Source organism: Pseudomonas canadensis (assembly GCF_030980095.1).
GTDB classification, from domain to species: Bacteria; Pseudomonadota; Gammaproteobacteria; order Pseudomonadales; family Pseudomonadaceae; genus Aquipseudomonas; species Aquipseudomonas canadensis.
Map to the genome: position 1 here is coordinate 5760323 of NZ_CP133298.1, position 24807 is coordinate 5785129.

Annotated in this window: 23 protein-coding genes; 7 read left to right on the forward strand and 16 right to left on the reverse strand. The window is 61.0% G+C overall.

Annotated features, from left to right (window positions below; all coding sequences use genetic code 11):
* Positions 1–13: 13 nt before the first annotated feature.
* The 3 genes from creC to rloA2 are packed head-to-tail and all read right to left on the reverse strand — an operon-like array spanning position 14 to position 2631.
* Positions 14–1453: a two-component system sensor histidine kinase CreC gene (creC, locus tag RB216_RS26870; protein WP_028618211.1), complete on the reverse strand. Its 1440-nt coding sequence runs from the start codon at positions 1451–1453 to the stop codon at positions 14–16.
* Positions 1453–2121 (reverse strand): two-component system response regulator CreB, encoded by a 669-nt coding sequence (creB, locus tag RB216_RS26875; protein ID WP_028618212.1) that lies wholly within the window; start codon positions 2119–2121, stop codon positions 1453–1455. The genes creC and creB overlap by 1 nt, the downstream gene beginning before the upstream one ends.
* 9 nt (positions 2122–2130) lie before the next feature.
* Positions 2131–2631, reverse strand: a complete 501-nt coding sequence (gene rloA2 / locus RB216_RS26880; RefSeq protein ID WP_068936265.1) for a retropepsin-like aspartic peptidase RloA2 — start codon at positions 2629–2631, stop codon at positions 2131–2133.
* 173 nt (positions 2632–2804) lie between these two features.
* Between rloA2 and yihG the strand changes: the two genes are divergently transcribed.
* The gene (gene yihG, locus RB216_RS26885; RefSeq protein WP_028618214.1) at positions 2805–3689 is read left to right on the forward strand and encodes a 1-acylglycerol-3-phosphate O-acyltransferase, YihG family; all 885 of its coding nucleotides are present in this window, start codon (positions 2805–2807) and stop codon (positions 3687–3689) included.
* Here yihG and RB216_RS26890 read toward each other — a convergent pair whose 3' ends face one another.
* On the reverse strand, positions 3690–4262 hold the full coding sequence (locus tag RB216_RS26890) for a DUF2780 domain-containing protein (RefSeq protein ID WP_122686841.1): 573 nt from the start codon (positions 4260–4262) through the stop codon (positions 3690–3692). It lies immediately after the preceding gene.
* A gap of 137 nt (positions 4263–4399) precedes the next feature.
* On the opposite strand from RB216_RS26890, the gene RB216_RS26895 reads away from it, so the two are divergent.
* The 3 genes from RB216_RS26895 (at position 4400) to RB216_RS26905 (ending at position 5943) form a co-directional block, all read left to right on the forward strand.
* Complete coding sequence (locus tag RB216_RS26895; RefSeq protein ID WP_028618216.1) at positions 4400–4858, forward strand: anti-sigma factor; 459 nt, start codon at positions 4400–4402, stop codon at positions 4856–4858.
* A gap of 136 nt (positions 4859–4994) precedes the next feature.
* Positions 4995–5396 (forward strand): DUF3757 domain-containing protein, encoded by a 402-nt coding sequence (locus tag RB216_RS26900; protein WP_050587908.1) that lies wholly within the window; start codon positions 4995–4997, stop codon positions 5394–5396.
* 160 nt (positions 5397–5556) lie between these two features.
* Complete coding sequence (locus RB216_RS26905; RefSeq protein ID WP_308908078.1) at positions 5557–5943, forward strand: hypothetical protein; 387 nt, start codon at positions 5557–5559, stop codon at positions 5941–5943.
* Between the two features lie 50 nt (positions 5944–5993).
* On the opposite strand, the gene fdhA is transcribed toward RB216_RS26905, so the two are convergent.
* From fdhA to RB216_RS26945, 8 genes are all read right to left on the reverse strand, one after another.
* A complete protein-coding gene (gene fdhA, locus RB216_RS26910; protein WP_016977809.1) occupies positions 5994–7193 on the reverse strand; it encodes a formaldehyde dehydrogenase, glutathione-independent in 1200 nt (399 codons plus the stop codon).
* A 188-nt stretch (positions 7194–7381) separates the two neighbouring features.
* Complete coding sequence (purU, locus tag RB216_RS26915) at positions 7382–8239, reverse strand: formyltetrahydrofolate deformylase (protein ID WP_016977808.1); 858 nt, start codon at positions 8237–8239, stop codon at positions 7382–7384.
* A 10-nt stretch (positions 8240–8249) separates the two neighbouring features.
* The gene (locus tag RB216_RS26920) at positions 8250–8882 is read right to left on the reverse strand and encodes a sarcosine oxidase subunit gamma (RefSeq protein WP_028618218.1); all 633 of its coding nucleotides are present in this window, start codon (positions 8880–8882) and stop codon (positions 8250–8252) included.
* A gap of 121 nt (positions 8883–9003) precedes the next feature.
* A complete protein-coding gene (locus RB216_RS26925) occupies positions 9004–12021 on the reverse strand; it encodes a sarcosine oxidase subunit alpha (protein WP_308908079.1) in 3018 nt (1005 codons plus the stop codon).
* Positions 12018–12320, reverse strand: a complete 303-nt coding sequence (locus RB216_RS26930; protein ID WP_010207083.1) for a sarcosine oxidase subunit delta — start codon at positions 12318–12320, stop codon at positions 12018–12020. The genes RB216_RS26925 and RB216_RS26930 overlap by 4 nt, the downstream gene beginning before the upstream one ends.
* A gap of 15 nt (positions 12321–12335) precedes the next feature.
* Positions 12336–13586 (reverse strand): sarcosine oxidase subunit beta, encoded by a 1251-nt coding sequence (locus RB216_RS26935; protein ID WP_010207084.1) that lies wholly within the window; start codon positions 13584–13586, stop codon positions 12336–12338.
* 22 nt (positions 13587–13608) lie between these two features.
* Positions 13609–14862, reverse strand: a complete 1254-nt coding sequence (gene glyA, locus RB216_RS26940) for a serine hydroxymethyltransferase (protein WP_068936259.1) — start codon at positions 14860–14862, stop codon at positions 13609–13611.
* 137 nt (positions 14863–14999) lie between these two features.
* The gene (locus tag RB216_RS26945; RefSeq protein ID WP_308908080.1) at positions 15000–15728 is read right to left on the reverse strand and encodes a TraX family protein; all 729 of its coding nucleotides are present in this window, start codon (positions 15726–15728) and stop codon (positions 15000–15002) included.
* Positions 15729–15818: 90 nt separating this feature from the next.
* Here RB216_RS26945 and RB216_RS26950 point away from each other — a divergent pair, with 90 nt between their 5' ends.
* Positions 15819–16859: a threonine aldolase family protein gene (locus RB216_RS26950; protein WP_028618222.1), complete on the forward strand. Its 1041-nt coding sequence runs from the start codon at positions 15819–15821 to the stop codon at positions 16857–16859.
* Between the two features lie 176 nt (positions 16860–17035).
* Entirely contained in the window at positions 17036–17236 is a 201-nt protein-coding gene (locus RB216_RS26955; protein ID WP_028618223.1) for a hypothetical protein, read from the forward strand.
* Positions 17237–17327: 91 nt separating this feature from the next.
* On the opposite strand, the gene gbcB is transcribed toward RB216_RS26955, so the two are convergent.
* Positions 17328–18428 (reverse strand): glycine betaine monooxygenase reductase subunit, encoded by a 1101-nt coding sequence (gene gbcB / locus RB216_RS26960; RefSeq protein WP_028618224.1) that lies wholly within the window; start codon positions 18426–18428, stop codon positions 17328–17330.
* Between the two features lie 280 nt (positions 18429–18708).
* Between gbcB and gbca the strand changes: the two genes are divergently transcribed.
* Positions 18709–20004: a glycine betaine monooxygenase oxygenase subunit gene (gene gbca, locus RB216_RS26965; RefSeq protein WP_068936255.1), complete on the forward strand. Its 1296-nt coding sequence runs from the start codon at positions 18709–18711 to the stop codon at positions 20002–20004.
* Between the two features lie 743 nt (positions 20005–20747).
* Here gbca and etfB read toward each other — a convergent pair.
* The 3 genes from etfB to dgcB are packed head-to-tail and all read right to left on the reverse strand — an operon-like array spanning position 20748 to position 24692.
* Positions 20748–21518 (reverse strand): electron transfer flavoprotein subunit beta, encoded by a 771-nt coding sequence (etfB, locus tag RB216_RS26970; protein ID WP_122686847.1) that lies wholly within the window; start codon positions 21516–21518, stop codon positions 20748–20750.
* A gap of 10 nt (positions 21519–21528) precedes the next feature.
* Positions 21529–22749 (reverse strand): electron transfer flavoprotein subunit alpha, encoded by a 1221-nt coding sequence (etfA, locus tag RB216_RS26975; protein ID WP_028618227.1) that lies wholly within the window; start codon positions 22747–22749, stop codon positions 21529–21531.
* Positions 22749–24692, reverse strand: a complete 1944-nt coding sequence (gene dgcB / locus RB216_RS26980; RefSeq protein WP_068936249.1) for a dimethylglycine demethylation protein DgcB — start codon at positions 24690–24692, stop codon at positions 22749–22751. Before dgcB ends, etfA begins: the two co-directional genes overlap by 1 nt.
* Between the last annotated feature and the right edge of the window lie 115 nt (positions 24693–24807).

Genomic DNA, 24807 nt, shown 5'->3' on the forward strand with positions numbered 1-24807 from the left:
CCGTGTGGGGGATTTATGTGGGCAATGTGGAGACTGTGTGGAGATGCAGCACCACCTGCACGCCGCCGTCGACATTGCCGATCTGCAACGCGCCGCCGTGCAGCTTCATCACTTCCTCGACAAAGTTGAGGCCCAGGCCCGTGCTTTTGCGACCGCTGGCCGGGCGCGGCAGCGAGTAGAAACGCTCGCTCAGGCGTGGCAGGGCGTAGTCGGGAATCGGTGCGGCCTGGTTGAACAGGCTGACGTGCACATCGTCGTGTCGCGTCTGTGCGCTGAACTTCAACAAGCCGCCGGGCGGCGTGAAATCCAGGGCGTTGTCCAGCAAATTGCCCAAGGCCTGACGCAACAAGAACGGTTCGCCGTACACCCTCACATCCGTCGCAATAGTCTGCTCGACCTGCAATCCGGCGCCTTCAATCCGTGCGCATTGGGCCTTGAGTACCTCATCGACCATCGTCGCCAACGGGATACTCGCCTGCTCTTCCAGGCCCTGGCGCTGCTCGACCTGTGCCAGGTTCAGCAGGCGTTCGATCAACTGCTGCAGACGCGCGCTTTCGCTGTCGATATTGCCGACGAAGCGCTGCTGTTGATCGCGGGTCATATCACCCTGCAACAACTCCGCCGCGCCGCGAATCGCGGCCAAGGGGCTTTTCAATTCGTGGGTCAGAGTGTGTACGTAATGCTCGACGTAGGCCTTGCCTTCCAACTGCGTGCGCATGTGCTCCACAGCGGTGGACAGTTGCTTGAGTTCACCGCCACGGTAATGGGGCAACTCGGCACGCCGCCCCTCGCTGACAGCCTCGGCATAGGCGGTCAAACGGCGCAGTGCAACGCTCAGCCACCATGACAGCAATGCACCCAACAGCAGGCCCAGAATCACCAGGCCCGCGCCGTACCACAGCAGGCGGCGTTCGGTGCGATCGACATAAGGCTGCAATGAACTGTTGGGTTTGGCCACAGTGACCACGCCGATGATCTGGCCGTTGTCGCGGATCGGCGCGCCCACATGCATAACCGACGAGGCAGGGTCATCCAGTTCGCTGCGGGTGGAGCGCGCGCCGTACTCGCCACGCAAGGTCAGGTACACGTCGTTCCACTTCGAATAGTCTTGTCCCACCGCTTCGCCCGTGGAGTCGAGCAACACCGTGCCCTTGGCATCGGTCACGTAGATGCGATGATTGACCTGGTTCTTCGGCAAACCCCAGATGGTCGCTCCCGGCTGGCGGTTGCCATACGCCTTGAGCAGCTCCGGCCAGTGGCTTTGGCCGAGGGTGCCGTTCTTCACGTCATTGCGCACGATCTCGGCTAGCAGGTTGGCGGTGTCCACCAGGGTTTCTTCGGTGGACTGGCGCACGCCGGGGCGGATTTCCTTCATCACGGTGCTGAGCACGAAGTAGCCGGTCAGGCCGATAAACAGCGCATACACCAGGAAAATCCGCAGCCCCAGGCGCATCAGCTATTGCTCGGGCTGTAGCTGTAGCCGAGGCCGCGATGGGTCTGGATCGGCTCGGCATCGGCGGCCACGCTGCGCAACTTGCTGCGCAGGCTTTTGATATGGCTGTCGATATTGCGCTCGTAGCCGGCATCCGCCGCCACGCCCACCGCGTCCAACAGTTGCTCGCGGCTGAACACGCGCTCGGGTTGTTCCAGCAGGCTTTGCAGCAAGCGGAACTCGTGTCGTGTAAGGCTCAACGGTTGGCCGCGATAGCTGATCTGCATACGCTCCAGATCAACCTGGAACACCGCGGGCGCAGCACCTGGGCCAATCCGTTTCAGGATCGCCCGGACCCGCGCCGTCACTTCCCGTGGGCTGAAGGGCTTGACCACATAATCGTCGGCGCCGATCTCCAGGCCCACCACGCGGTCGATCTCGCCATCTCGCGCGCTGAGAAACATCACCGGCACTTCACTGAACCGGCGCAGTTGCTTGCAGGTTTCAAAACCCGTGATATCCGGCAGCCCGATGTCGAGGATGATCAGGTCGGCAGGCGTCTGGCGCTGATGCTCCAGCGCCGCCTGGCCGAGGGTCAGCCAGGTGGTGGTGAAGCCCTCGCCTTGTAGGGCGAAAATCAGTGTGTCGGCAATTGCCGCTTCGTCTTCGACAATCAGGATATGCGCCATGGTGGTCCGTCAGCAGTCCGGTTTGTCGGCAGTGTAACGACGGGCCGGGTTCACCGCCGCGCCAAATTCACGCAGGGCCTTGGCGCCGATCAACAGCGGGTAGTTGAAGCTGCTGCGGTCGGTGAGGTTGACCTCGACGGTGCGCTTGACGTCGCCCAGGCACATTTCCAGGTCGATCACCGGGCGCTTGGCCACGGTGGCTTCGTCCTTGTCGTCGTCTTCATCGGCGCGGCTCTTGATCTTGCTGATGCGCGAGACTTTGTGTTCGTAGACTTTGTTGGAGGCATCCTTGCCGCCGAGGCGGAAGCGCACCCAATCGTCGCCGTCACGGGTGAAGGTCTGGATGTCGCGGGCCGACAGCGAGGCGGTCAGCGCGCCAGTGTCCATCTTGGCCTTGAAGGTTTCGCCGATCTCCGGCAATTGGATGTATTCGTAGCGACCGTAGAGGGTCGGTTCGGCGGCCATGACCGGCAGGGCAACCAGGGCGAGAGAGGCAAGGAGCAGTTTCACGAAGTGATTTCCTCGGAAAGAAGTAGGCGGATTCTAGACCGCAAAGGCAGTACTTAGTTAGCTCGCCCCAGCATAACCGGCACATTGTGAAACATTCGTCCGGCGAATTGGGATTTGGCCTCTAGACTCAAGCTGCTTATCATGGCCCGCCCACAGGATTTCAAGAGTTACTTATGCGCCGCCTGCTCACCGGCTGTTTTGTCTCATTGCTACTGCTGCTCAACACCCTGATCCTGATCGGGCCGTTGATGGTGTTTGCCCTGCTCAAGCTGGTGGCTCCCGGCCGCTATCGTGACTACATGTCGTGGGCGGTAATGTGGATCGCCGAGACCTGGGCCGAGATCGACAAGTTGATCTTCGCGCTGTGTATCCCAACCCAATGGGATATTCGCGGCGGTGAAGACCTGAGGGGCGATACGTCCTACCTGGTGATCAGCAACCATCAGTCCTGGGTGGATATCCCGGCGCTGATCCAGGCCCTCAACCGCCGCACGCCGTTCTTCAAGTTCTTCCTGAAAAAAGAGCTGATCTGGGTGCCCTTCCTCGGCCTGGCTTGGTGGGCGCTGGATTACCCGTTCATGAAGCGCTACACCAAGGCCTTCCTGGCCAAGCACCCGGAACTCGCGGGGCAGGATTTGAAGATCACCAAAGAGGCCTGCGAGCTGTTCAAGCGCCAGCCGGTGACGGTGGTCAATTACCTGGAAGGCACGCGCTTCAACGAAACCAAGCGCAAGCAGCAGGATTCGCCCTTCACTCGCTTGCTCAAGCCCAAGGCGGGCGGTGTGGCGTTCGTGCTGGCAGCGATGGGTGAACAGCTGGATGCCGTGCTCGACGTGACCGTGGTCTATCCACAGCAAAAGATTCCGGGGTTCTGGGATTTGATCAGCGGCGCGGTGCCAAAGGTGATCATTGATATCCGCACCCGCGAACTGGACCCGGCGTTGTGGCAAGGGGATTACGAGAATGATCCGGCGTTTCGCCAGACCGTCCAGAACTGGGTGAATCAGCTCTGGACGGAAAAGGACGCGCGCATCGAGCAACTGCGCGCGGAGCGTTAGTCAGCCGCCAGTGCCCCAGGCCGAGGCCAGCTTGCCCAGCACCGAGCTGCTGGCGCCCTGGCCGCCCAGGTATTGCAGGATCACCGGGGCAAACTGGCCAACCATGCCGCTGTCCATGCCCAAGGCGCTGAAGGCGGTGTTCAGGTCGTTGGTGTTCTTCACGTTACCCAGCAGACCGTCCAGGCCGCTGGTCTTGCTGCCGCCGGTCTGGCCGAGCATCCCGCTCAAGGCGCCGAGGCTGCCCAAGGCGTTGTTGCCCGACAACTGTTCGAGGCCCGGCACGCTGTTGCCCAGTTGCGAATAATCGTTGCCGCTCAGTTTGTTCTTGGCCAGGCCCAGCATGGCGCCCGTACCGCCGACCGCTTGTTCGGGGGTGATGTTCAGTTGCGAGGTGAGTGCGCTCAACAGGCCGGCCGTCTCGGACGACGGTGCCGCAGCGGCTGCCTTGTTGTTGCCGCCCTGCATGCCGGAAATCGCATTGGCTGCATCGCCAAGGCTGAAGCCCGCAGCGAACACCGGAGCGGCTGCCAGGGTCATCAGGCAGGAAAGGGCGAAACCGCGTGAAATCTTCATCGAAACAACCTCTGGGTGTAAGAGCTGAAAGCAGGCGTTTGACTGGGTATCCGGCGCATTGTTCCGGGCCATTCCAGGAACCCGATGGCAAGATCAGAGTCCATGCAGTGACTTTAAAACTTGCCAGGAACAGCCCTATGAGTGCCACCCGTCCCCAAGTGATTGAGCCAAATCCCCCATTCTGGAGCCGTCCACGTGTGTTTATCGGTGTCTGCGTGGCCATTGTCGCCGGCCTCGGCGGCGCGCTCTACACCCAAGACAACGTCAAGTCCGCCGCCACCCTGGTGACCACCGCCCAGCAGCCGGCCGCGCAGATCATGGCGCACAAGGACTACCTCGAAATCGAACCCATCGCCACGGCGGCACCAGAGCCGGATCACAGCCTGGAACTCTGGGCCATGCCTGAGGGAGGCCGGCCGATTTCGCTGGGACTTTTGCCGGAAGATGGCAAAGGCATTATCAGCCTCAACCCGCGCCAGCAGAAAAGCATCCGCAAGCCGGTGGAGTTGATGGTGAGTTCAGAGACCAAGGGTGGGTCGTTGAGCAAGCAGCCTACGGGGCCGACGGTTTATCAAGGAGCGTTGGCCGCTCGCTGAATCGATGCGCTGCATCTGGGAATGAAAACCCGGTTACTGATCACGAATCGCTCTAACTAACTGTCACGTTTAACAGTAGCCAGCATCGAACAATCACCTGCAGCATGATCCCTCCCACGTCCCGCAGGAGGCTGCCATGAAAAGCGCAATGCTTGCAGGTGCATTCGCCGCCCTGACACTGGTGAGCACGTCATATGCAGCGACTTCCACCTGTCCGACACCCCAGCAGATCAAACAGAACCCCATGGACAACGGCGGTTATCGCTATGAGATGCTCCAGCCTGATGGCCGCAATTGGTCAGGTGAGAGCCCGCAGGCTACAGCGTCCTACCTGACTGACTCAACATTCCACGATGCCCGTTACACAGCAGAGGACCACTCCGTCACCTGCACCTACAAAGGACCGATGAATAACGACGCGAGCTTTTCGGTCACGCTCAAACCGGTCTTGGATTGGAACCTTATCCCTATAGGCGATTGGAGAGGCACCTATTGCGAAGCCCTGGAGATTGCCAGGTGCTCATTTACGCATCAGTAAAAAAAGCCATCGAATAATTCCTACAGTGTCCTTCCATACATCCACGACCCGTAGTCCAGGCTCTGGCGGAACTCATCCATCGACACAGCCCACCCAAGCTAGCCTTCCCACTCACATTCAACGGGGAGGCTCAGCCACACTATAAGGAGCTGTAATAATCATGATCGGATTGATTCCCAATTTCTATGTTGCCTTCAGCGCAATCATCCATTTGCCATCTCGCAGCCAGGCCCAGGCTTCACGGCCCCAGGCCACCGGCATCGACCAATGCCCCACCCCCCGCGACATCCAATCCAAACCCTACACAGACCCTGACGTTCCCGCGCCCTATGGCGAGGGTTATCAATACACGGCTACAGCCAACGGCAAGGCATGGACAGGGCAGACGGCAGCCACCAAGGATGACTATCTGGCCCCGGAGTACGAACTCAAGGCAGAGGCCATCAATGAACGCAACGACAAAATCCATTGCGACTACGACGGCAAGCGCCTGATCAAGAACGGTGAAGTGGCCGATCCCTATCTGCGACTCACCACCATCAAGTAACCCATAAAAAATGGCGACCTCCGGGGTCGCCATTTATTCAGCCTTGAACCTTACGCCGCACTGAACAGCTTGTGCGGATCAATCACAAACTTCTTCGGCACGCCCGCATCGAACTCGCCGTAGCCACGTGGCGCATCATCCAGGCTGATCACCTGTACACCCACGATCTCGGCAATGTTGATACGGTCCCACATGATCGCCTGCATGAGCGCGCGGTTGTACTTCATCACGGGGGTCTGGCCGGTGTGGAAGCTGTGGGACTTGGCCCAGCCGAGGCCGAAGCGAATGCTCAGGCTGCCCATCTTGGCGGCGGCATCCACAGCACCTGGATCCTCGGTGACGTACAGGCCAGGAATACCGATCTTGCCGGCCACGCGCACCACGCCCATCAGCGAGTTGAGCACAGTGGCCGGGGCTTCGGCTTTCACGCCTTCATGGCCGTGGCCACGGGCTTCGAAGCCAACGGCGTCGACAGCGCAATCCACTTCCGGCTCGCCCAGCAGCGCAGCGATCTGTTCGTGCAGCGGGGTGTCGGTGGACAGGTCGGCCACTTCAAAACCCTGGGCCTTGGCGTGAGCCAGGCGGATCGGGTTGACGTCGCCGATGATCACCACCGCGGCGCCCAACAGGCGTGCAGAGGCGGCAGCGGCCAGACCGACCGGGCCGGCGCCGGCGATGTAGACGGTGCTGCCTGGGCCAACGCCGGCAGTGACGGCGCCGTGGTAGCCCGTCGGGAGGATGTCGGACAGGCAAGTCAGGTCGCGGATTTTTTCCATGGCCTTGTCGCGGTCCGGCAGTTTCAGCAGGTTGAAGTCGGCATACGGCACCAGCACGTATTCAGCCTGGCCGCCGGTCCAATCGCCCATGTCGACATAACCATAGGCACCCCCGGCACGGGCCGGGTTGACGGTCAGGCATACGCCGGTGTGTTGCTCTTTGCAGGAACGGCAGCGGCCGCAGGCCACGTTGAACGGCACGGAAACCAGGTCGCCGATCTTCAGGTTCTCGACGTCGCTGCCCTTCTCGATCACTTCACCGGTAATTTCATGACCGAGCACCAGGCCGGTCTGGGCAGTGGTGCGGCCGCGCACCATGTGTTGGTCGGAGCCGCAGATGTTGGTGGAGACCACGCGCAGGATGACGCCGTGCTCAATCTTCCTGCCACGGGGGTCCTGCATTTTGGGATAGTCGATTTTCTGTACTTCGACCTTGCCGTTGCCGAGATACACGACACCACGATTACCAGACATGCTTTCACCTCGCTGTTGTTTTTATGGAACTGCGTTGCCAGTTGGGTGGGCAGCGCGTTTAAGTGCTCGGGTACAGATGCTGTTTTTGCGTTGTTTGTAAGGGCCTCATCGCGGGCAAGCCCGGCTCCCACATTTTGATTTATGAACACATTCAAAAATGTGGGAGCTGGCTTGCCTGCGATAGCGATCTAAAGAACGACCGTGCGATTGGCGTTCAAAAACACCCGCCGCTCAATGTGATACCCCACCGCCCGGGCCAATGTCAGCCCTTCAATATCCCGCCCCTTGGCAATCAAATCCTCGGGATAGTGGCTGTGATCCACCACCTCCACGCCCTGGGCAATGATCGGGCCTTCGTCCAGATCGTTGTTGATGTAATGCGCCGTGGCGCCCACCAACTTCACGCCCTTGTTGTACGCCTGGTGGTACGGCTTGGCGCCCTTGAACCCCGGCAACAACGAGTGGTGAATGTTGATGGCCTTGCCATCCAACTTGCGGCACAGCTCCGGCGACAGCACTTGCATGTAGCGCGCAAGGATCACCAATTCCGCGCCGGTGTCTTCCACCACCTGCCACACCTGCCGCTCCTGGGACGGTTTGTCGTTGGGGTCGAGGGGGAAATGGTAGTAGGGAATCTGGTGCCAGTCGGCCAAAGGCTTGAGATCGGGGTGGTTGGACACCACCGCGACCACGTCCATCGACAATTGGCCGATGCGTTGGCGATACAGCAGATCATTCAGGCAGTGATCGGCCTTGGAGACCATGATCACCACTTTTGGCCGATAGTTCGGCGCCGTCAGTTCGAAGATCATGCCGAAGGCTTCACCACGGGTGGCCAGGCCATCGCGGAAGCCTTGTTCGTCAAAACCGTCGGGCTGGCGGAACTCCACGCGAATAAAGAACCGGCCCGAAAGCCGGTCATCGAACGAGTGGTGCTCAGTAACGTAGCAACCCTGCTCGAACAGGTAGCGGGTGACCGCGTCCACCGTGCCGAGCACGCTGGGGCAGTCGGCGGTCAAAATCCATGTATCAGGTGCGCGGCTCATGGGGTATTCCTCAGGCTTGGACGCTCAGGCCGAATTCGGCGGATGCATCCTGTAACCACAACCACCAGTAATCCGAGAAGCTGCGGCGAATCAGCAGTTCCCAAGTGTCTTCAGCCGTGTGACGGATCACCAGCTGCGACTTGGCGAACACCGTGCCCACCGCCTTGCCCACCGGGAAGTTGTTGGGGTGCACGTCGTAGCTGGTGGACTTCATCAGCACATCGCGCACATTCGGGCCGCTGAGTTCAAGGATCTGCTGGCCGCCGCTGACGTTGACGACCTGGATGTGCAACTCACCCAACGCGGCACGCAGGTTTTGCTCGGCGGCGAATTCTTCACCGCTTGGCACGATCAGCAACCACTCATCCGGGCCGAGCCACTGCAGGCTGGTTTCACCCTTGACGATCACTTGCAAGGCGCCGGGCAATTCGATGCCCAGGGCCTTGTGCACGCCGGCAGCGAAGGCTGCGTCATGGCCGTCGCCCCGGATAGTCAGGTGACCCAGGAGTTTCTTTTCACGCACGGTCACGCCGGCGTTCTTGCGACCCTTGCCGACCAGGCTGGCGAGGTCGGCATGGTGCAGCGACGACTCGGCCTTGGCGCCGGTGGTGGGGCGTTGTTGGTAAACATTGGCTGCTGTCATAAAGCACCTGTCTTAATTCTGTTGTGAGGCTACTGGCGTCTTCGCGAGCAAGCCCGCTCCCACATTTGGAATGCGCCCCCTGTGGGAGCGGGCTTGCTCGCGAAGGCCGCGACTCGGTCCATCAGATATTTTGGCGATCGCCCTTAGGATCGAAGAACACCGAGGACACAATCTCCGCCTCGATCACGCTGCCATCCGCTTGCGGTGAGAACACCCGCTCCCCGATGCGCTTCAAGCCACCCTTCACCACCGCCATCGCAAACGAATAACCCAGGGAGTTATGCGCATAGCTCGATGTCACGTGGCCGACCATCTTCATCGGAATCGACTGCTTCGGATCAAACACCAACTGCGCGCCTTCCGGCAGCCAAACGGTCGGGTCGATCGGCTTCAAGCCCACCAGTTGCTTACGCTCTTCGCGCACGCAGTCTTCACGGTTCATGCCGCGCCAGCCGATCCACGAGAACGGTTTGGTGCGACCAACGCACCAGCCCATGTTCAGGTCGTCCGGGGTCATTGAGCCGTCAGTGTCCTGGCCGACGATGATGAAGCCCTTCTCCGCCCGCAGCACGTGCATGGTTTCGGTGCCGTACGGGGTCAGGTTGTATTTCTTGCCGGCCTCGACGATTTTTTCCAGTACGCCCATGGCGTAGTCGGCCTGCACGTTGACTTCGTACGACAGCTCACCGGTAAACGAGATCCGGAACACACGGGCCGGTACGCCACCGACCAAACCTTCCTTCCAGGTCATGAACGGGAAGCCGTCCTTGTCCAGGTCGATATCGGTGACTTCCGCCAGCAGCTTGCGGCTGTTGGGGCCGGACAGGGTCATGGTCGCCCAGTGGTCCGTGACCGAGGTGAAGTACACCTTGAGGTCTGGCCATTCGGTCTGCTGGTAGATCTCCAGCCACTGGAGTACGCGGGCGGCGCCGCCGGTGGTGGTGGTCATCAGGAAGTGGTTGTCGGCGAGACAGGCTGTGACGCCGTCGTCGAAGACCATGCCGTCTTCCTTGCACATCAGGCCGTAGCGCGCCTTGCCCACGTCGAGCTTGGTCCAGGCGTTGGAGTAGATGCGGTTGAGGAATTCGCGCGCGTCCGGGCCCTGGATGTCGATCTTGCCGAGGGTCGACGCATCCAGCAGGCCGACGCTGTCGCGCACGGCCAGGCATTCGCGTTTCACCGCCGCATGCAGGTCTTCACCGTTGCGCGGGAAGTACCAAGGGCGCTTCCACTGGCCGACGTCTTCAAATTCGGCGCCGTTCTTCACGTGCCAGGCGTGCAGCGCGGTGTAGCGCACCGGCTCGAAGATGTGCCCGCAGTGACGGCCCGCCACCGCGCCGAAGGTCACCGGCGTGTAGTTGGGACGGAACATGGTGGTGCCCATCTGCGGGATGGTCACGTTCAGCGAACGAGCGGCAATCGCCAGGCCGTTGACGTTGCCCAACTTGCCCTGGTCGGTGCCGAAGCCCAACGCGGTGTAGCGTTTGACGTGCTCCACCGACTCAAACCCTTCACGGGTCGCCAGTTCGATGGCGGCGGCGGTCACGTCGTTCTGCAGGTCGACGAATTGCTTCGGCGCCCGTGCGGTTGGCTTGTCGTGCGGCACTTGGTAGATCGCCAGCGTCGGCTCTTCCAGGCGGCTCAGGGCTTTCGGCAAGGTGCCTTCCACTGGCGCAAAACCGGCTTCGCTGGCTGCGCGCACGCCCCCTTCAAAACCGTCTGCCAGGGAATCGCCAAGGCCGTAGACACCGTTGATACCACCCACGCACACGCGTTTCTGCGGCGCTTCGCCCGGTACAAAACCGAGGATGTCTTCACGCCAGGTCGGCTTGCCGCCCAGGTGCGAAGCCAGGTGGACCACTGGGCTGTAGCCGCCAGAGCTGGCGACCAGATCGCAATCCAGCCACTCGCCTGGGCTCGTGACTTTGTGCGCTTTCACATCAATCGCAGCGACGCGGGCAGCAGTGACGTGCTTGCTGCCACGAGCCTCGATCACAGCGCTGCCGGTGAGGATTCGAATACCTTTGGCGCGGGCTTCTTCAACCAGTGCGCCGCGTGGGTTGTGGCGTACATCAGCCACGGCCACCACTTGCAGGCCGGCGTCGAGCCAGTCCAGCGCAACGCGGTAGGCGTGATCGTTGTTGGTCGACAGCACCAGTTTCTTGCCCGGCGCCACGCCATAGCGACGCACGTAAGTAGAAACCGCACCGGCCAGCATGTTGCCCGGCACGTCGTTGTTGCCGTACACCAGCGGGCGCTCACACGCACCGGTCGCCAGCACGACGCGCTTGGCGCGCACACGGTGGATGCGTTGGCGCACCACACCAATCGGCGCACGGTCACCGAGGTGGTCGGTGAGGCGTTCGTGAATGGTCAGGAAGTTATGGTCGTGGTAGCCGTTGACGGTAGCGCGGGGCAGCAGCACCACGTCCGGCAGGGCTTTCAATTCAGCAATGACGCTGGCAACCCATTCAGCGGCTGGCTTGCCGTCGAGGCTTTCGCGCGAGTCCAGCAGCGAACCGCCAAACTCTTCCTGCTCGTCAGCGAGGATCACGCGGGCACCGCTGCGGGCGGCGGCCAGTGCGGCAGCCAAGCCCGCAGGGCCGGCGCCGACGACCAGCACGTCACAGTGACGGTTGAAGTTGTCGTAGGTGTCCGGGTCGTTCTCGGTCGGCGAGCGGCCAAGACCTGCTGCCTTACGGATGTACTTCTCGTAAGTCATCCAGAACGATTGCGGGTACATGAAGGTTTTGTAGTAGAAACCCGGTGGCATCAGCTTGCCGCCGACCTTGCCAAGAATGCCCATCACGTCAGTGTTGACGTTCGGCCAGCCGTTGGTACTGGTGGCGACCAGGCCTTGGTACAGCGCCTGTTGCGTGGCGCGCACGTTGGGAATCTGGGTAGCTTCGGTGGCGCCGATCTGCAGCACCGCGTTCGGCTCTTCGGCGCCCGCAGCGAAGATGCCGCGAGGGCGCGAGTACTTGAAGCTGCGGCCGATGATGTCGACGCCGTTGGCCAGCAGGGCGGCGGCCAGTGTGTCACCTTCAAAGCCTTTGTAGCTCTGGCCGTTGAAGGTAAACGTCAGGACTTTATTACGGTCGATCCGGCCACCGTTGGACAGGCGATTGGTCTGGCTCATACCTTCTCTCCAGAGGCCTTGGCGGTGAATTGTGGCTTCTCACCGATCTTGTAGGTTTCAAGAATTTCGTAGGTCAGGGTGTCGCGGGTCGCGTTGAAGTACTGGCGGCAACCGGCGGCGTGGATCCACAGTTCGTGGTGCAGCCCGCGGGGGTTGTCGCGGAAGAACATGTAGTCGCCCCACTCTTCATCGGTGCAGGCATTCGGGTCCAGCGGGCGCGGGATGTGCGCTTGGCCGGAGGCGTGGAATTCCTCTTCGGAGCGCAGTTCGCCACAGTGAGGACAGAAGATATGCAACATAGGGAATTTCTCCTGTTAGTGGGCGACGGCCGCAGCGCCGTGTTCGTCGATCAACGCACCGTTGTGGAAACGGTCGATGGAAAAAGGTGCGGCCAACGGGTGCATTTCACCCTTGGCGAGGCTGGCGGCAAACACGTTGCCTGAGCCCGGCGTGGCCTTGAAGCCACCGGTGCCCCAACCGCAGTTGAAAAACATGTTGGGCACTGGGGTCTTGGAAATGATCGGGCAGGCATCCGGCGTGGTGTCGACGATACCGCCCCACTGGCGGTTCATGCGCACGCGGGACAGCACCGGGAACATCTCGACGATGGCCTGGATGGTGTGTTCGATCACCGGGTACGAGCCGCGCTGGCCGTAGCCGTTGTAGCCGTCGATACCGGCGCCGATCACCAGGTCGCCCTTGTCGGACTGGCTGATGTAACCGTGTACGGCGTTGGACATGATCACACTGTCGATAATTGGCTTGATCGGCTCCGACACCAACGCTTGCAGCGGGTGGGACTCAATCGGCAGGCGGAAGCCCGCCAACGACGCCATGTGCCCGGAGTTACCGGCAGTGACCACACCGACGCGCTTGGCGCCGATAAAGCCCTTGTTGGTTTCCACGCCGATGCACACACCGTTTTCCTTGCGAAAGCCGATCACTTCGGTCTGCTGGATCAAATCCACGCCGAGGGCGTCAGCCGCACGGGCAAAGCCCCAGGCTACGGCGTCGTGACGGGCCACGCCGCCGCGACGTTGCACGGTGGCGCCGAGGACCGGGTAGCGGGTGTTCTTGGAGCAATCGAGGTACGGGATCTCGTCGGCCACTTGCTTGGCGTTGAGCAGTTCGCCGTCCACGCCATTGAGGCGGTTGGCGCTGACGCGGCGCTCGGAATCACGGATGTCTTGCAGGGTGTGGCACAGGTTGTAGACGCCACGCTGGGAGAACATCACGTTGTAGTTCAGGTCCTGGGACAGACCTTCCCACAGTTTCATCGCGTGCTCGTACAGGTGGGCCGACTCATCCCATAGGTAGTTGGAACGCACGATGGTGGTGTTGCGCGCGGTGTTACCGCCGCCCAGCCAGCCTTTTTCGACCACGGCCACGTTGGTGATGCCGTGCTCCTTGGCCAGGTAGTAGGCGGTCGCCAGACCATGCCCGCCGCCGCCGACAATGACCACGTCGTAGACCTTTTTAGGGGTCGGCGTGCGCCACATTTTCTGCCAGTTTTCGTGGTGGCTGAGTGAGTGCTTGAAGAGGCCGAAGCCCGAGTAGCGTTGCATAGTCATTACTCCAAAACCGCGCTCAGCGATAAACCGGGAAATCAGCGCACAGGGCAGACACGTGCTTGGCCACGTTGGCCTCGACATCGGCATCGCCGAGGTTGTCGAGGATGTCGCAGATCCAGCCAGCCAGTTCGATGCACTGCGGCACTTTGAAACCACGCGTGGTCACCGCCGGGGTGCCGATGCGCAGGCCCGAGGTCACGAATGGCGACTGCGGGTCATTCGGCACGGCGTTCTTGTTGACTGTGATGTGGGCGCGGCCCAAGGCGGCATCCGCCTCTTTGCCGGTGAGGCCCTGACGGATCAGGCTGACCAGGAACAGGTGGTTGTCGGTGCCGCCGGACACTACATCGTAGCCGCGTTTGATAAACACCTCGGCCATGGCCTGGGCGTTGTCGATCACTTGTTGCTGATAGGCCTTGAAGCCCGGCTCCAGCGCTTCCTTGAAGCACACGGCCTTGCCGGCGATGACGTGCATCAGCGGGCCACCTTGGGCGCCAGGGAATACGGCGGCGTTGAGTTTCTTTTCGATTTCTTCGTTGGACTTGGCCAGGATCAGACCGCCCCGTGGACCGCGCAGGGTCTTGTGGGTGGTCGTGGTGACCACGTCGGCATACGGCAGCGGGTTCGGGTACAGGCCGGCGGCAACCAGGCCGGCGACGTGGGCCATGTCGACGAACAGCAGTGCGCCCACCTTGTCGGCGATCTGACGGAAACGTGGGAAATCCAGAGTCTTGGAGTAGGCAGAGAAACCGGCTACGACCATTTTCGGCTTGTGCTCGACGGCCAGGCGCTCGACTTCGTCGTAGTCGATCAGGCCGGTGTCGGTGTTGATGCCGTACTGCACCGCGTTGTACAGCTTGCCCGAGGACGACACTTTGGCGCCGTGGGTCAGGTGGCCGCCGTGGGCCAGGCTCATGCCGAGGATGGTGTCACCGGCGTTCAACAGGGCCAGGTACACCGCGCTGTTGGCGGAAGAACCGGAGTGCGGCTGCACGTTGGCGTAATCGGCGCCGAACAATTGCTTGGCGCGTTCGATGGCCAGGGCTTCGACCTTGTCCACGTGCTCGCAGCCGCCGTAGTAACGCTTGCCTGGGTAGCCTTCGGCGTATTTGTTGGTGAGGCCGCTGCCTTGAGCTTCCATCACGCGTTTGCTGGTGTAGTTCTCTGACGCGATCAGCTCGATATGATCTTCCTGACGCTGCTCCTCGGCATTCATCGCCGCCAGCAGTGCGTCGTCATATCCCTGAATCTGGTCTTGTTTGCTGAACATCGCGTCTCTCCCAGCCTTTCGTATTGTTGAGGCCCGTGCAGGGCCCTTTGATGCGATGGTAGGGCTGGCGTCAGCAGGTCAAATGCCTACGCACGCCACGCAAAGGTGCGTTTACGACATGGAATGAATTCTGCGACTCAAGCAAGGCTGTGGCGCAAGGCCAGCAGCAGCAGGAAATGCGCGGGATAGAGGGCATACGCCCAGCGGCGCATAGCCGGCGGGGAGGCATTTTTGGCGTGTCGTAACAGGACCAGGCCGAGTATTGGCGCAATCAGGCAAGTGGCCAATCCCGCCAACGCGACGGGGGAGCCACTAGCGAGCAAAACCTGCCATTGATTGGCCGCGACGCAGACCACGCAAGGCAATACGCTGAAATACCAGGGACGACGGAACACCAGCAGCATCGCCAGTGGCAGTAATACACCGAAAAAACCAAACATCAGCTGCGTGGAAAACACCACCGCAATCGTGGTCGCGATCAGCGCCAATCCGCGATCAAAAAGCGCTTTCTGCTGCCATCCTCGGGCAATAAGCAAACCCAACGCCAACGTCGGCAATACGTTCAATGTATCGGCATCATCGATAAACAGTCGGTACGGCACTTCGCTGATCACGCTGAACAGCAGCAGCCAGCCCAAATACCGCCACTGGCCCATGACAGGTGAGTTTCTCGCCCGATGCAGGTTGGCCGCAATCGCCAGGCAAAACCACGGGAACGCCAGGCGCCCCGGCACATACAGGCCGTCCAGGTTCAAACCGACATAGCGCAAGTGGTCCAGCACCATGCTCAACAGCGCCAGCCACTTGAGCAGATCCAGAGCGCCATCACGGACGCGTCCGACAGGAATCGTTTGAGTACCGTGCATAATTCCCCAGTGACTTTGCATTTACAGTACGTGCGCACCCGCGACAATCTTGGTTACAGTGCGCACCAACATCGACCACAGGAATGGGCCATGACCGACAAGAGCCAACAATTCGCCAGTGACAACTATTCGGGCATCTGCCCGGAAGCCTGGGCCGCCATGGAACAAGCCAACCAGGGCCATCAGCGCGCCTACGGCGATGATGAATGGACCCACCGCGCCGCCGACGGTTTCCGCAACCTCTTCGAAACTGACTGCGAAGTGTTCTTCGCCTTCAACGGCACTGCTGCCAACTCCCTGGCGTTGTCTTCGCTGTGCCAGAGCTACCATAGCGTGATTTGCTCGGAAACCGCCCACGTCGAAACCGACGAATGCGGCGCGCCGGAGTTTTTCTCCAACGGTTCCAAGCTGCTCACCGCTCGCACCGAAAACGGCAAGCTGACCCCGGAGTCGATCCGCGAGATCGCCCTCAAGCGCCAAGACATTCACTACCCCAAACCACGCGTGGTCACCCTGACCCAAGCCACGGAAGTCGGCAGCGTGTATACCCCGGATGAAATACGCGCCATCAGCGTGACCTGCAAAGAGTTGGGGCTGAACCTGCACATGGACGGCGCGCGCTTCTCCAACGCCTGCGCGTTCCTCGGCTGCTCGCCCGCCGACCTGACCTGGAAAGCCGGCGTGGACGTGCTGTGCTTTGGCGGCACCAAGAACGGTATGGCCGTGGGTGAAGCGATCCTGTTCTTCAACCACAAGCTGGCCGAAGACTTCGACTACCGCTGCAAGCAGGCCGGCCAACTGGCCTCGAAAATGCGCTTCCTGTCCGCGCCGTGGGTAGGCCTGCTGGAAAACGACGCCTGGCTCAAACATGCGCGTCACGCCAACCACTGCGCTCAACTGCTGAGCAGCTTGGTGGCGGATATTCCCGGCGTGGAGTTGATGTTCCCGGTGCAGGCAAACGGCGTGTTCCTGCAACTCTCGGAACCGGCGATTGCCGCGTTGACCGCCAAGGGCTGGCGTTTCTACACCTTTATCGGCAAAGGCGGCGCACGCTTCATGTGCGCGTGGGATACCGAGGAAGAACGTGTAAGAGAATTGGCGGCGGATATTCGGAAAGTGATGGAAGCCTGAAACCACGGGCCTTTCAGCGCGTTTTCAGAGACTGTTTGTACGTATTTCTGACAGTATCTATCTACCCCCTGTCTTGGATAGGATCTCGTCACCCCGAACACACGGACGCGTTACTTCGGGGCTGACTGCCTGCCGAATAATCGGTCGGAAATGGAAATCCAGCAGAGGGTTACATCATGGAATATCAGAACAACGGCAACACCCTGCAAAGCGACGGCACGATCAGCACCACCGTCATTGATTGGGATGAATTTCGGAAACACGCAAAAGTCGGTGACACCATCCGAGAGCCATCAAGGACATTGAGGATCTACGAAAAAGCCTATGAATTGACAGCATCAGGCCAGCACTTTGTAGTCCATATCTACGCCCAATAACCGTTAGCGCCTAAGACCCGCGCCGCAGACTCATGACCTGCAACGCGGGACTGTTGATCGTTCCCACGCTCTGCGTGGGAACGATCATTGGTCAGAACTCGATGCGCACATCACCCTTCGGCACGCTGCAGCAAGACAGGATGTAGCCTTCGGCTTCGTCTTCCTCAGTGATGCCGCCGTTGTGGTCCATCTCGACCTCCCCGCCCAGCTTCATCACTTTGCACGTGCCGCAGATGCCCATGCCACAGGCTTTCGGGATCAACAGCCCAAGCTTGGCCGCCGCCGCATGCACGGTTTCACCAGGGGCGACACGAATGCTTTTGCCCGACGCGATGAACTCCACCTGGTGCAGATCCGCCAGGTCGATTTCCGGCGCGTCGGCGGCTTGTTCGGCTTGTTCGACCGCATCCGCACGGGCTTCCGGCGGCGTGGCGCCGAACGATTCCTCGTGGTAACGCGTCATGTCGAAACCCGCCACTTCCAGCAGGCGCTTCACCGCGTTCATGTACGGCGTAGGCCCGCAGCAGAACACTTCGCGCTCCAGGAAGTCCGGCACCATCAGTTCGAGCATCTTGTGATTCAGGTAACCGCGATAACCCGCCCATGGCTCACCCAAGCCGTGTTTCTCGCAGATCAGGTGCAGGCTGAAGTTATCGATCCGCGACGCCATGTGTTCCAGCTCACGGTGGTAGATGATGTCCTTGGGCGAACGGGCGCTGTGGATAAACGTCATGTCGACGTTGGCGTTGGTGTCGTAGAACCAGCGCGCCATGGACATGACTGGCGTTATCCCCACACCGCCGCTGAGGTACAACACTTTCGGGCTTGGGAAGTCGATGGCATTGAACAAGCCTACCGGCCCGTGCACCGCCAGCTCTTGCCCTTCATGCAGGGTGTCGTGCAACCAGTTGGAAACCTTGCCGCCCGGCACGCGCTTGATGGTCACCGAGAAACTGTACGGCACCGACGGTGAGCTGGAGATGGTGTAGGAGCGCATGATCGGCTGGCCTTCGATTTCCAGCTCCAGGGTGACGAATTGCCCCGGCTTGAAAAAGAACAGGATCGGCTGGTCGGCCATGAAACAGAAGGTGCGCACGTCCCAGGTTTCCTGGATGACTTTGACGCAACGGACAATGTGCCGACCATTGGCCCAGGTCTGGGTGGTTACCGGATTCAGGAAATTATTGGACATGTTGTTCTCCACCGCCGACATCGGCCTTATGGTGGCGATTCTGCGTAACGCCAGAACCATCCATTTACCTATCTGCGACATTCACATACTTATCGCGACCAGGCCCCAACGACCTAGGGTTGCGCGTCGGGAACAGATTGGGCCATGTCGCCCATGGATAAGGTTCGGCCCATCGGCGGCCCCACACTCGCTCCCAACACAGACGCTTTTTTTACGCCTTGCTGCAAACCTGATTAGCCACTTATCTCGGCCACACAGAATGGCCATGAGGACACACACGATGGACGTCACCGCAACCTTAAGCTTGGGCGATCCGCTGGAACCCGCACGCAAGGCCACCGCGCAAATGCTGCAAGAGCGCGAGCGCACTTTCTCGCTGCCACAGCCGTTCTACTCTGATGAACGGCTGTTTGATATCGACATGCAGGAGATCTTCCAGAAAGAGTGGCTGATCGCCGGCATGACCTGCGAGATCCCCACCAAGGGCAACTACCTGACCCTGCAAGTAGGCAAGAACCCGATCATCGTGATCCGTGGCGCCGAAGGCGTCGTGCATGCCTTCCATAACGTGTGCCGTCACCGTGGTTCGCGCTTGTGCACCAGCGACAAGGGCAAGGTCGCCAAACTGGTCTGCCACTACCACCAGTGGACCTACGAACTGGACGGCCGCCTGCTGTTCGCCGGCACCGAGATGGGCGCCGACTTCGACATGAAGCAGTACGGTTTGAAGCCGGTGAACGTGAAGACTGCTGGCGGCTACATCTTCATCAGCCTGGCGGAGAACCCGCCGGCCATCGATGATTTCCTGTCGACGCTGAACCACTACATGGAACCCTACGACATGGAGAACACCAAGGTGGCGATTACCACCACCTTGATGGAGAAAGCCAACTGGAAGCTGGTGCTGGAAAATAACCGCGAGTGCTACCACTGCAACGCGTCGCACCCGGAACTGTTGAAAACCCTGCTGGAATGGGACGACGTCACCGACCCGCGCGCCGACCAGGCGTTCAAGGATCATGTGGCCGCCTCCGCCGCCGCCTGGGATGCCGAGAAGATCCCGTACGCGCACGCCAGCTTCGGCTTGCGTAACCGCATCGTGCGCATGCCGCTGCTCAAGGGCACCGTGTCGATGACTCTGGACGGCAAGCAGGGCTGCGCCAAACTCATGGGCCGCATCAAGAACCCGGACCTGGGCTCGATGCGCATCCTGCACCTGCCCCACTCCTGGAACCACTGCATGGGCGATCACATCATCGTGTTCACCGTGTGGCCGATCAGCGCCCAGGAAACCATGGTCACCACCAAATGGCTGGTGCACAAGGACGCCGTGGAAGGCGTGGACTACGACGTCGAGCGCATGCGCCAGGTGTGGGACGCCACCAACGACCAGGACCGTCGCCTGGCCGAAGAGAACCAGCGCGGCATCAACTCCACCGCCTACCAGCCAGGTCCATACTCCAAGACCTATGAGTTCGGCGTGGTGAACTTTGTGGATTGGTACAGCGAGCGCATGCTGAACAACTTGGGGGCCGCTCCAGCGCCGTACCTCAAAGGTGTTGCAGTTCACGAATAACCTTTTGATCTTCAGGGGGCTGGGTTGTACAAAAAACACCCAACCCTCAGATAACCCTTGATTCCCCTGCCCTCCAGCCTTTACCCAACAACTTATCCACAAAGCCACCCACAGCAATTGTGGGCAAGTACGCTTCCCTCCTGAAATTAAGTGAAAAAAATCCGTGACTTATTCCAGTCAGTCGGTCTGGCCCAGCCTTGTTCATTTATTGATCAACTGAATAGAAGCCATGATTTATATGGCCTGTAGCGGTACGCGAACACCTTATCCACAGAAGCACCAACAGACTTTGGGGGCAACTCTGAGAACGCTGTGGAAAACCACCGAAAACCTTCATAAATCGCGGTTTCCAGGGATTTCAGCCGGGGAAAAAACCAATTCGATCATATTTTGATCAATCCGATGAAAGCTTTGATTAATAAGGGCTTCAGCCGAGAGCGAACATGTTATCCACAGAAGCGCCAACAGACTATGGGGGCAAGTCGGCCTGGAGAAATGCATAAGAGCAAAGAAAAACCCAAGTAAAAACCGTCAGTTAGCCTGGTTGTTTTTCGTACAGAGGGCTGCAGGGCTTGATTCACAGGGGGCGTGGACAACCGCGAACAGGTTATCCACAGACGGGTCAACAGGGATTGTGGGTAAACCCTCTGTAGGAGCCGGCTCGCCGGCGATGACGGCGTGTCAGTCGAGACATCCATCGGCTGAACGATTGCTATCGCTGGCAAGCCAGCTCCTACGGGGGGTTAGCGCACGACGCCTTCCTCTATAAGCAGTTTGAGGATAGCTTCGGCGCCCGCTTCCGGGCTGAGGCCCTTGAGTACTTGCCCACCGCCGCCACTGGCCTTGGCCGTGGCGGCTTTCATCCGGTCGGCACCACTTTTGGCCTTGATCACCTTGAGGCGCTTTGGCCGTGGTTTGGCCGGCTGGAGCACGGCGCCTGTGAATAACTCGTCTTGTTCGATTTCGACTTCATGGGCCGCCAGCTCACCGCGCTGCGCCGGACCGTAAGCACTCTGCCGTGGTTTAGGCGCGGCGTTATCCACTGTCGCCAGGAACGGCAAGCGCACCTTCAGGCGCCGCCGCTGACCGCGTGGCAAGGCTTGCAGCACATGGGCCACGCCGCCATCGATGGACTCGACCTGCGCCAGCCCGACAATCAGCGGCCAACCCAACTGCTCGGCCAGCAGGTACGGCAACATACCCGAGCCTTCGCCGGTTTCGGCCTGGCTACCAGCGAGCACCACTTGGGCACCCGCGTCGCGCAGGTATTCACTGAGAACGGGCAAGGCATCGCTGCCCGCCGGTTGCTCCAGCACATGCAATTGCGGCAATCCCATGCCCAGGTAGCTACGCAGGGTCGGCTCATTGATGTTGCCGGCGTGCAACACCTGCAACTTATCCCCAGCCATTTGCAGGCCGAGCTCCACCGCACGCGCATCCTGTTCGGCGCGGCGCGGGCGCCCGGAGGTCGGGTGGGCGCCGATGGATACCAGGCTGATGACATTCATGTTCATGCTCATATCCTCAAGCCGCGTCGCGCTTGGCGCCGTTGCGGTAGGCCTCGACCGCAACGATCAAGGCTTGCAGAATCGCGGCGCTTTCGCCGATGACCGAGAGATCGGCGCGCTTGATCATGTCGCAACCAGGGTCGAGGTTGATCGCCACCACCTTGTCGCAGGCACCGATGCCTTGCAGGTGCTGGATCGCCCCGGAAATGCCCACGGCCACATAGACCCGCGCCGTGACCCAGGTGCCGCTGGCGCCGACCTGGCGATCACGCGCCATGAAGCCATCGTCCACCGCCACCCGCGAGGCGCCTTCGGTGGCGCCCAAGGCCGCTGCGGTCTGGTGGAACAAGGCCCAGTCCTTCACACCGTTGCCGCCGGAGAAAATGAATTCCGCTTCGGCCATGGGAATCGCCGCCGGATCCACCGCTACTGCGCCGAGGTCTTCGATGCGTGGCAGGCTGCGCGCCAGGGCTGTGGATAACTCCACGGGGAGCACTTCGTGACGGGTTTCGCTGACGGGATCGGCGCATTCAACGGCCGCCAGAATCAGGCGTGGCAGCGGACGGGCCAAGTCTTCCTGGCCCGCACCGGCGCGGCCGATGCACTCGTCGCCCTTGATCTGCCAAACCCGCGTAGCCGGGCGCTCCTTGAGGCTGGCGGCAAACCGTCGGCCCAGTTCGCCACCACCGCTGCGGCTGTCGGGCAGCAACCAGTGGCGCGGGTTGAACTGGTTATCCACAGCGCGTAAACCCTGTACCCGTTGTTCCGGTGAATAACCGTCGAATTCATGGCCGTCCAGCACCAGCAGGCGGTCGACGCCTGCGGTGGCAAACGCATTTTCCTTGTGTTCGCCAAACACCACCGCCAGCACCGCGCCGTCGCTGCCAGCCAGTTGCCGGGCCAGGCCGAGCAAGTCGCGGTCGTGGCTGCTCAAGCGACCACCGACCATATCCGGCACCACGTTGATGTAGAACGCAGGCGCCGCCACCTGATGCAGTGGCAACTGCACTTCCACGGCCGCGGTACGCTTGGCCGCGCCGCCCTGCTGGGCGCCGCTGCGGTCGATGCGCTTGATGCCATTGGGGCCGATGAAGCCGACGCCATGGACGTTCTTGCGGATGACCCCGTTAGGTCCCATCCAGCTGTGTTGCACCGGTTGCATCGCTGCGTGCAGCGGGTGCAGGCGGTTGCGGGCGATCCATTCGGCCCGCGGGTCGCGGCGGATAATGTCGCTCATTAATGCACCTCCGCAGGTTCACGCTTGATGGGAGCTTTGGTGGGCACTGCATCTTCAAGTAATGCGTCGGCCACCAGCTCGGCAATATCCTTGATCAACGGGCGCGGCTCGACTACGCCTTCCAGCATCGCCGTGCATTGCGGGCAACCCACGGCCACCAGCTCGGCGCCGGTTTCGCGGATGTCGTCCATACGCATGTCCGGGATCCGTTGCTTGCCGGGAATGTCGGTAATCGGCGCACCGCCACCTCCACCGCAGCAGCGTGAGCGGAAACCCGAGCGTTGCATCTCCTTGACCTCGATGCCCAATGCCCGCAGCACTTGGCGCGGCGCCTCGTACTCGCCGTTGTAGCGGCCCAGGTAGCAAGGGTCGTGATAGGTCACGCTGTTGCCCTTGTGCTGGCCCAGGTTCAGCGCGCCTTCGCCGATCAACTCGGCCATGAACGTACTGTGGTGCTGCACAAGGTAGTTGCCGTTGAAGGCGCCGTATTCGTTTTTCAGCACATGGAAGCTGTGCGGATCGCAGGTGACGATGCGCTTGAAGCTGTACTTGGCCAGGGTCTGGATATTGCGCGAGGCCAACAACTGGAAGGTCGCTTCATCGCCCAGACGACGGGCCACGTCGCCGCTGTCACGCTCTTCCAGGCCCAGCACGGCAAAGTCGACCTTGGCGGCTTTGAGCACTTTGACGAAGGCACGCAGGGTGCGTTGGTTACGCATGTCGAAGGCACCGTCGCCGACCCAGAACAGCACGTCGGCGCTGCCTTTTTCGCTGAGCAGCGGCAGGTTCAGGTCTGCCGCCCAGTTCAGGCGACCACCCGGTGCGAAACCGCCGGGGTTGTCGGTGGCGATCAGGTTCTCCAGCACTTCGGCGCCCTTGTTCGGCGTGGCGCCTTTTTCCAGGGTAAGGTGGCGGCGCATATCGACGATGGCGTCCACGTGCTCGATCATCATCGGGCACTCTTCCACGCAGGCGCGGCAGGTGGTGCAGGACCACAGGGTCTCGGCGTCCACCAGGCCGTTGACGATGGGCTGATGCGGGTTGCCGCTGTGTTCGCCGATCGGTTTGCCTGGATAGGGGCTACCGGCGAACTTGGCATCCGTGCCGCCAGCCAGGCCAACGACCATGTCCTGGATCAGTTTTTTCGGGTTCAGTGGCTGGCCGGCGGCGAAGGCCGGGCACGCGGCTTCGCACTTGCCGCACTGCACGCAGGCGTCGAAGCCGAGCAGTTGGTTCCAAGTGAAATCCTTGGGTTTTTCCACGCCCAACGGCGCGGTTTTATCGCTGAGGTCCAGCGGCTTCAACCCGGTGGAACGGCCACCGCCGAAACGCTCGGCGCGGCGGTGCCAGGCCAGGTGCAAGGCTCCCGCGAAGGCGTGTTTCATCGGGCCGCCCCAGGTCATGCCGAAGAACATCTCGGACACGCCCCACAGCACGCCCACGCTGAGCAACGCTGCAAGCAACCAGCCGCCGAAGTCCGCTGGCAGGATTCCAGCCACCGGCAGGGTGACCAGGAAGAAGCTGACCGAGAACGCCATGAGGCTTTTCGGCAGGCGCATCCATGGGCCCTTTGACAGACGTGAAGGCGGATTACGGCGACGCAGGTACACAAAGGTGGCGCCGACAAACATCAGCACCGACGCCAGCAGTAAGGCATAGCCAAGGATACGGCTCTGCAGGCCGAAGCCATGGACCAGAATGGCGAGCAACGCCGACAGCACAAAACCCAGCGCGGTGGCGACGTGGGTATTGGCGATGTATTTGTCGCGGGCGACCACGTGGTGCAGGTCGACCATGTAGCGCTTGGGCATGGCCAGCAGGCCGCCCAGCAGGTCGACCTTGGACGCGCGGCCACGGCGCCACATGTTCACCCGGCGCAAGGCGCCGACGACAGCAAGGCCCAGGGCGGCAAACAAGAGAATAGGCAGCAAGGTGTTCAACATGGTGAAGCTCCCGCAAGGCTCCTGTAGGAGCGAGCTTGCTCGCGAAGGTCGTCAGCGATTACGCGTCCATCCTGGATGAACACGTTGTCCTGGCGTTTTTCGCGAGCAAGCTCGC

Excerpts from the sequence above, each read along its gene's own strand:
- creC (WP_028618211.1), bottom strand. The coding sequence starts at position 1,453 with ATGCGCCTGGGGCTGCGGATTTTCCTGGTGTATGCGCTGTTTATCGGC.
- creB (WP_028618212.1), bottom strand. The coding sequence starts at position 2,121 with ATGGCGCATATCCTGATTGTCGAAGACGAAGCGGCAATTGCCGACACA.
- yihG (WP_028618214.1), top strand. The coding sequence starts at position 2,805 with ATGCGCCGCCTGCTCACCGGCTGTTTTGTCTCATTGCTACTGCTGCTC.
- RB216_RS26890 (WP_122686841.1), bottom strand. The coding sequence starts at position 4,262 with ATGAAGATTTCACGCGGTTTCGCCCTTTCCTGCCTGATGACCCTGGCA.
- RB216_RS26895 (WP_028618216.1), top strand. The coding sequence starts at position 4,400 with ATGAGTGCCACCCGTCCCCAAGTGATTGAGCCAAATCCCCCATTCTGG.
- RB216_RS26900 (WP_050587908.1), top strand. The coding sequence starts at position 4,995 with ATGAAAAGCGCAATGCTTGCAGGTGCATTCGCCGCCCTGACACTGGTG.
- RB216_RS26905 (WP_308908078.1), top strand. The coding sequence starts at position 5,557 with ATGATCGGATTGATTCCCAATTTCTATGTTGCCTTCAGCGCAATCATC.
- fdhA (WP_016977809.1), bottom strand. The coding sequence starts at position 7,193 with ATGTCTGGTAATCGTGGTGTCGTGTATCTCGGCAACGGCAAGGTCGAA.
- purU (WP_016977808.1), bottom strand. The coding sequence starts at position 8,239 with ATGAGCCGCGCACCTGATACATGGATTTTGACCGCCGACTGCCCCAGC.
- RB216_RS26920 (WP_028618218.1), bottom strand. The coding sequence starts at position 8,882 with ATGACAGCAGCCAATGTTTACCAACAACGCCCCACCACCGGCGCCAAG.
- RB216_RS26925 (WP_308908079.1), bottom strand. The coding sequence starts at position 12,021 with ATGAGCCAGACCAATCGCCTGTCCAACGGTGGCCGGATCGACCGTAAT.
- RB216_RS26930 (WP_010207083.1), bottom strand. The coding sequence starts at position 12,320 with ATGTTGCATATCTTCTGTCCTCACTGTGGCGAACTGCGCTCCGAAGAG.
- RB216_RS26935 (WP_010207084.1), bottom strand. The coding sequence starts at position 13,586 with ATGCAACGCTACTCGGGCTTCGGCCTCTTCAAGCACTCACTCAGCCAC.
- glyA (WP_068936259.1), bottom strand. The coding sequence starts at position 14,862 with ATGTTCAGCAAACAAGACCAGATTCAGGGATATGACGACGCACTGCTG.
- RB216_RS26945 (WP_308908080.1), bottom strand. The coding sequence starts at position 15,728 with ATGCACGGTACTCAAACGATTCCTGTCGGACGCGTCCGTGATGGCGCT.
- RB216_RS26950 (WP_028618222.1), top strand. The coding sequence starts at position 15,819 with ATGACCGACAAGAGCCAACAATTCGCCAGTGACAACTATTCGGGCATC.
- RB216_RS26955 (WP_028618223.1), top strand. The coding sequence starts at position 17,036 with ATGGAATATCAGAACAACGGCAACACCCTGCAAAGCGACGGCACGATC.
- gbcB (WP_028618224.1), bottom strand. The coding sequence starts at position 18,428 with ATGTCCAATAATTTCCTGAATCCGGTAACCACCCAGACCTGGGCCAAT.
- gbca (WP_068936255.1), top strand. The coding sequence starts at position 18,709 with ATGGACGTCACCGCAACCTTAAGCTTGGGCGATCCGCTGGAACCCGCA.
- etfB (WP_122686847.1), bottom strand. The coding sequence starts at position 21,518 with ATGAACATGAATGTCATCAGCCTGGTATCCATCGGCGCCCACCCGACC.
- etfA (WP_028618227.1), bottom strand. The coding sequence starts at position 22,749 with ATGAGCGACATTATCCGCCGCGACCCGCGGGCCGAATGGATCGCCCGC.
- dgcB (WP_068936249.1), bottom strand. The coding sequence starts at position 24,692 with ATGTTGAACACCTTGCTGCCTATTCTCTTGTTTGCCGCCCTGGGCCTT.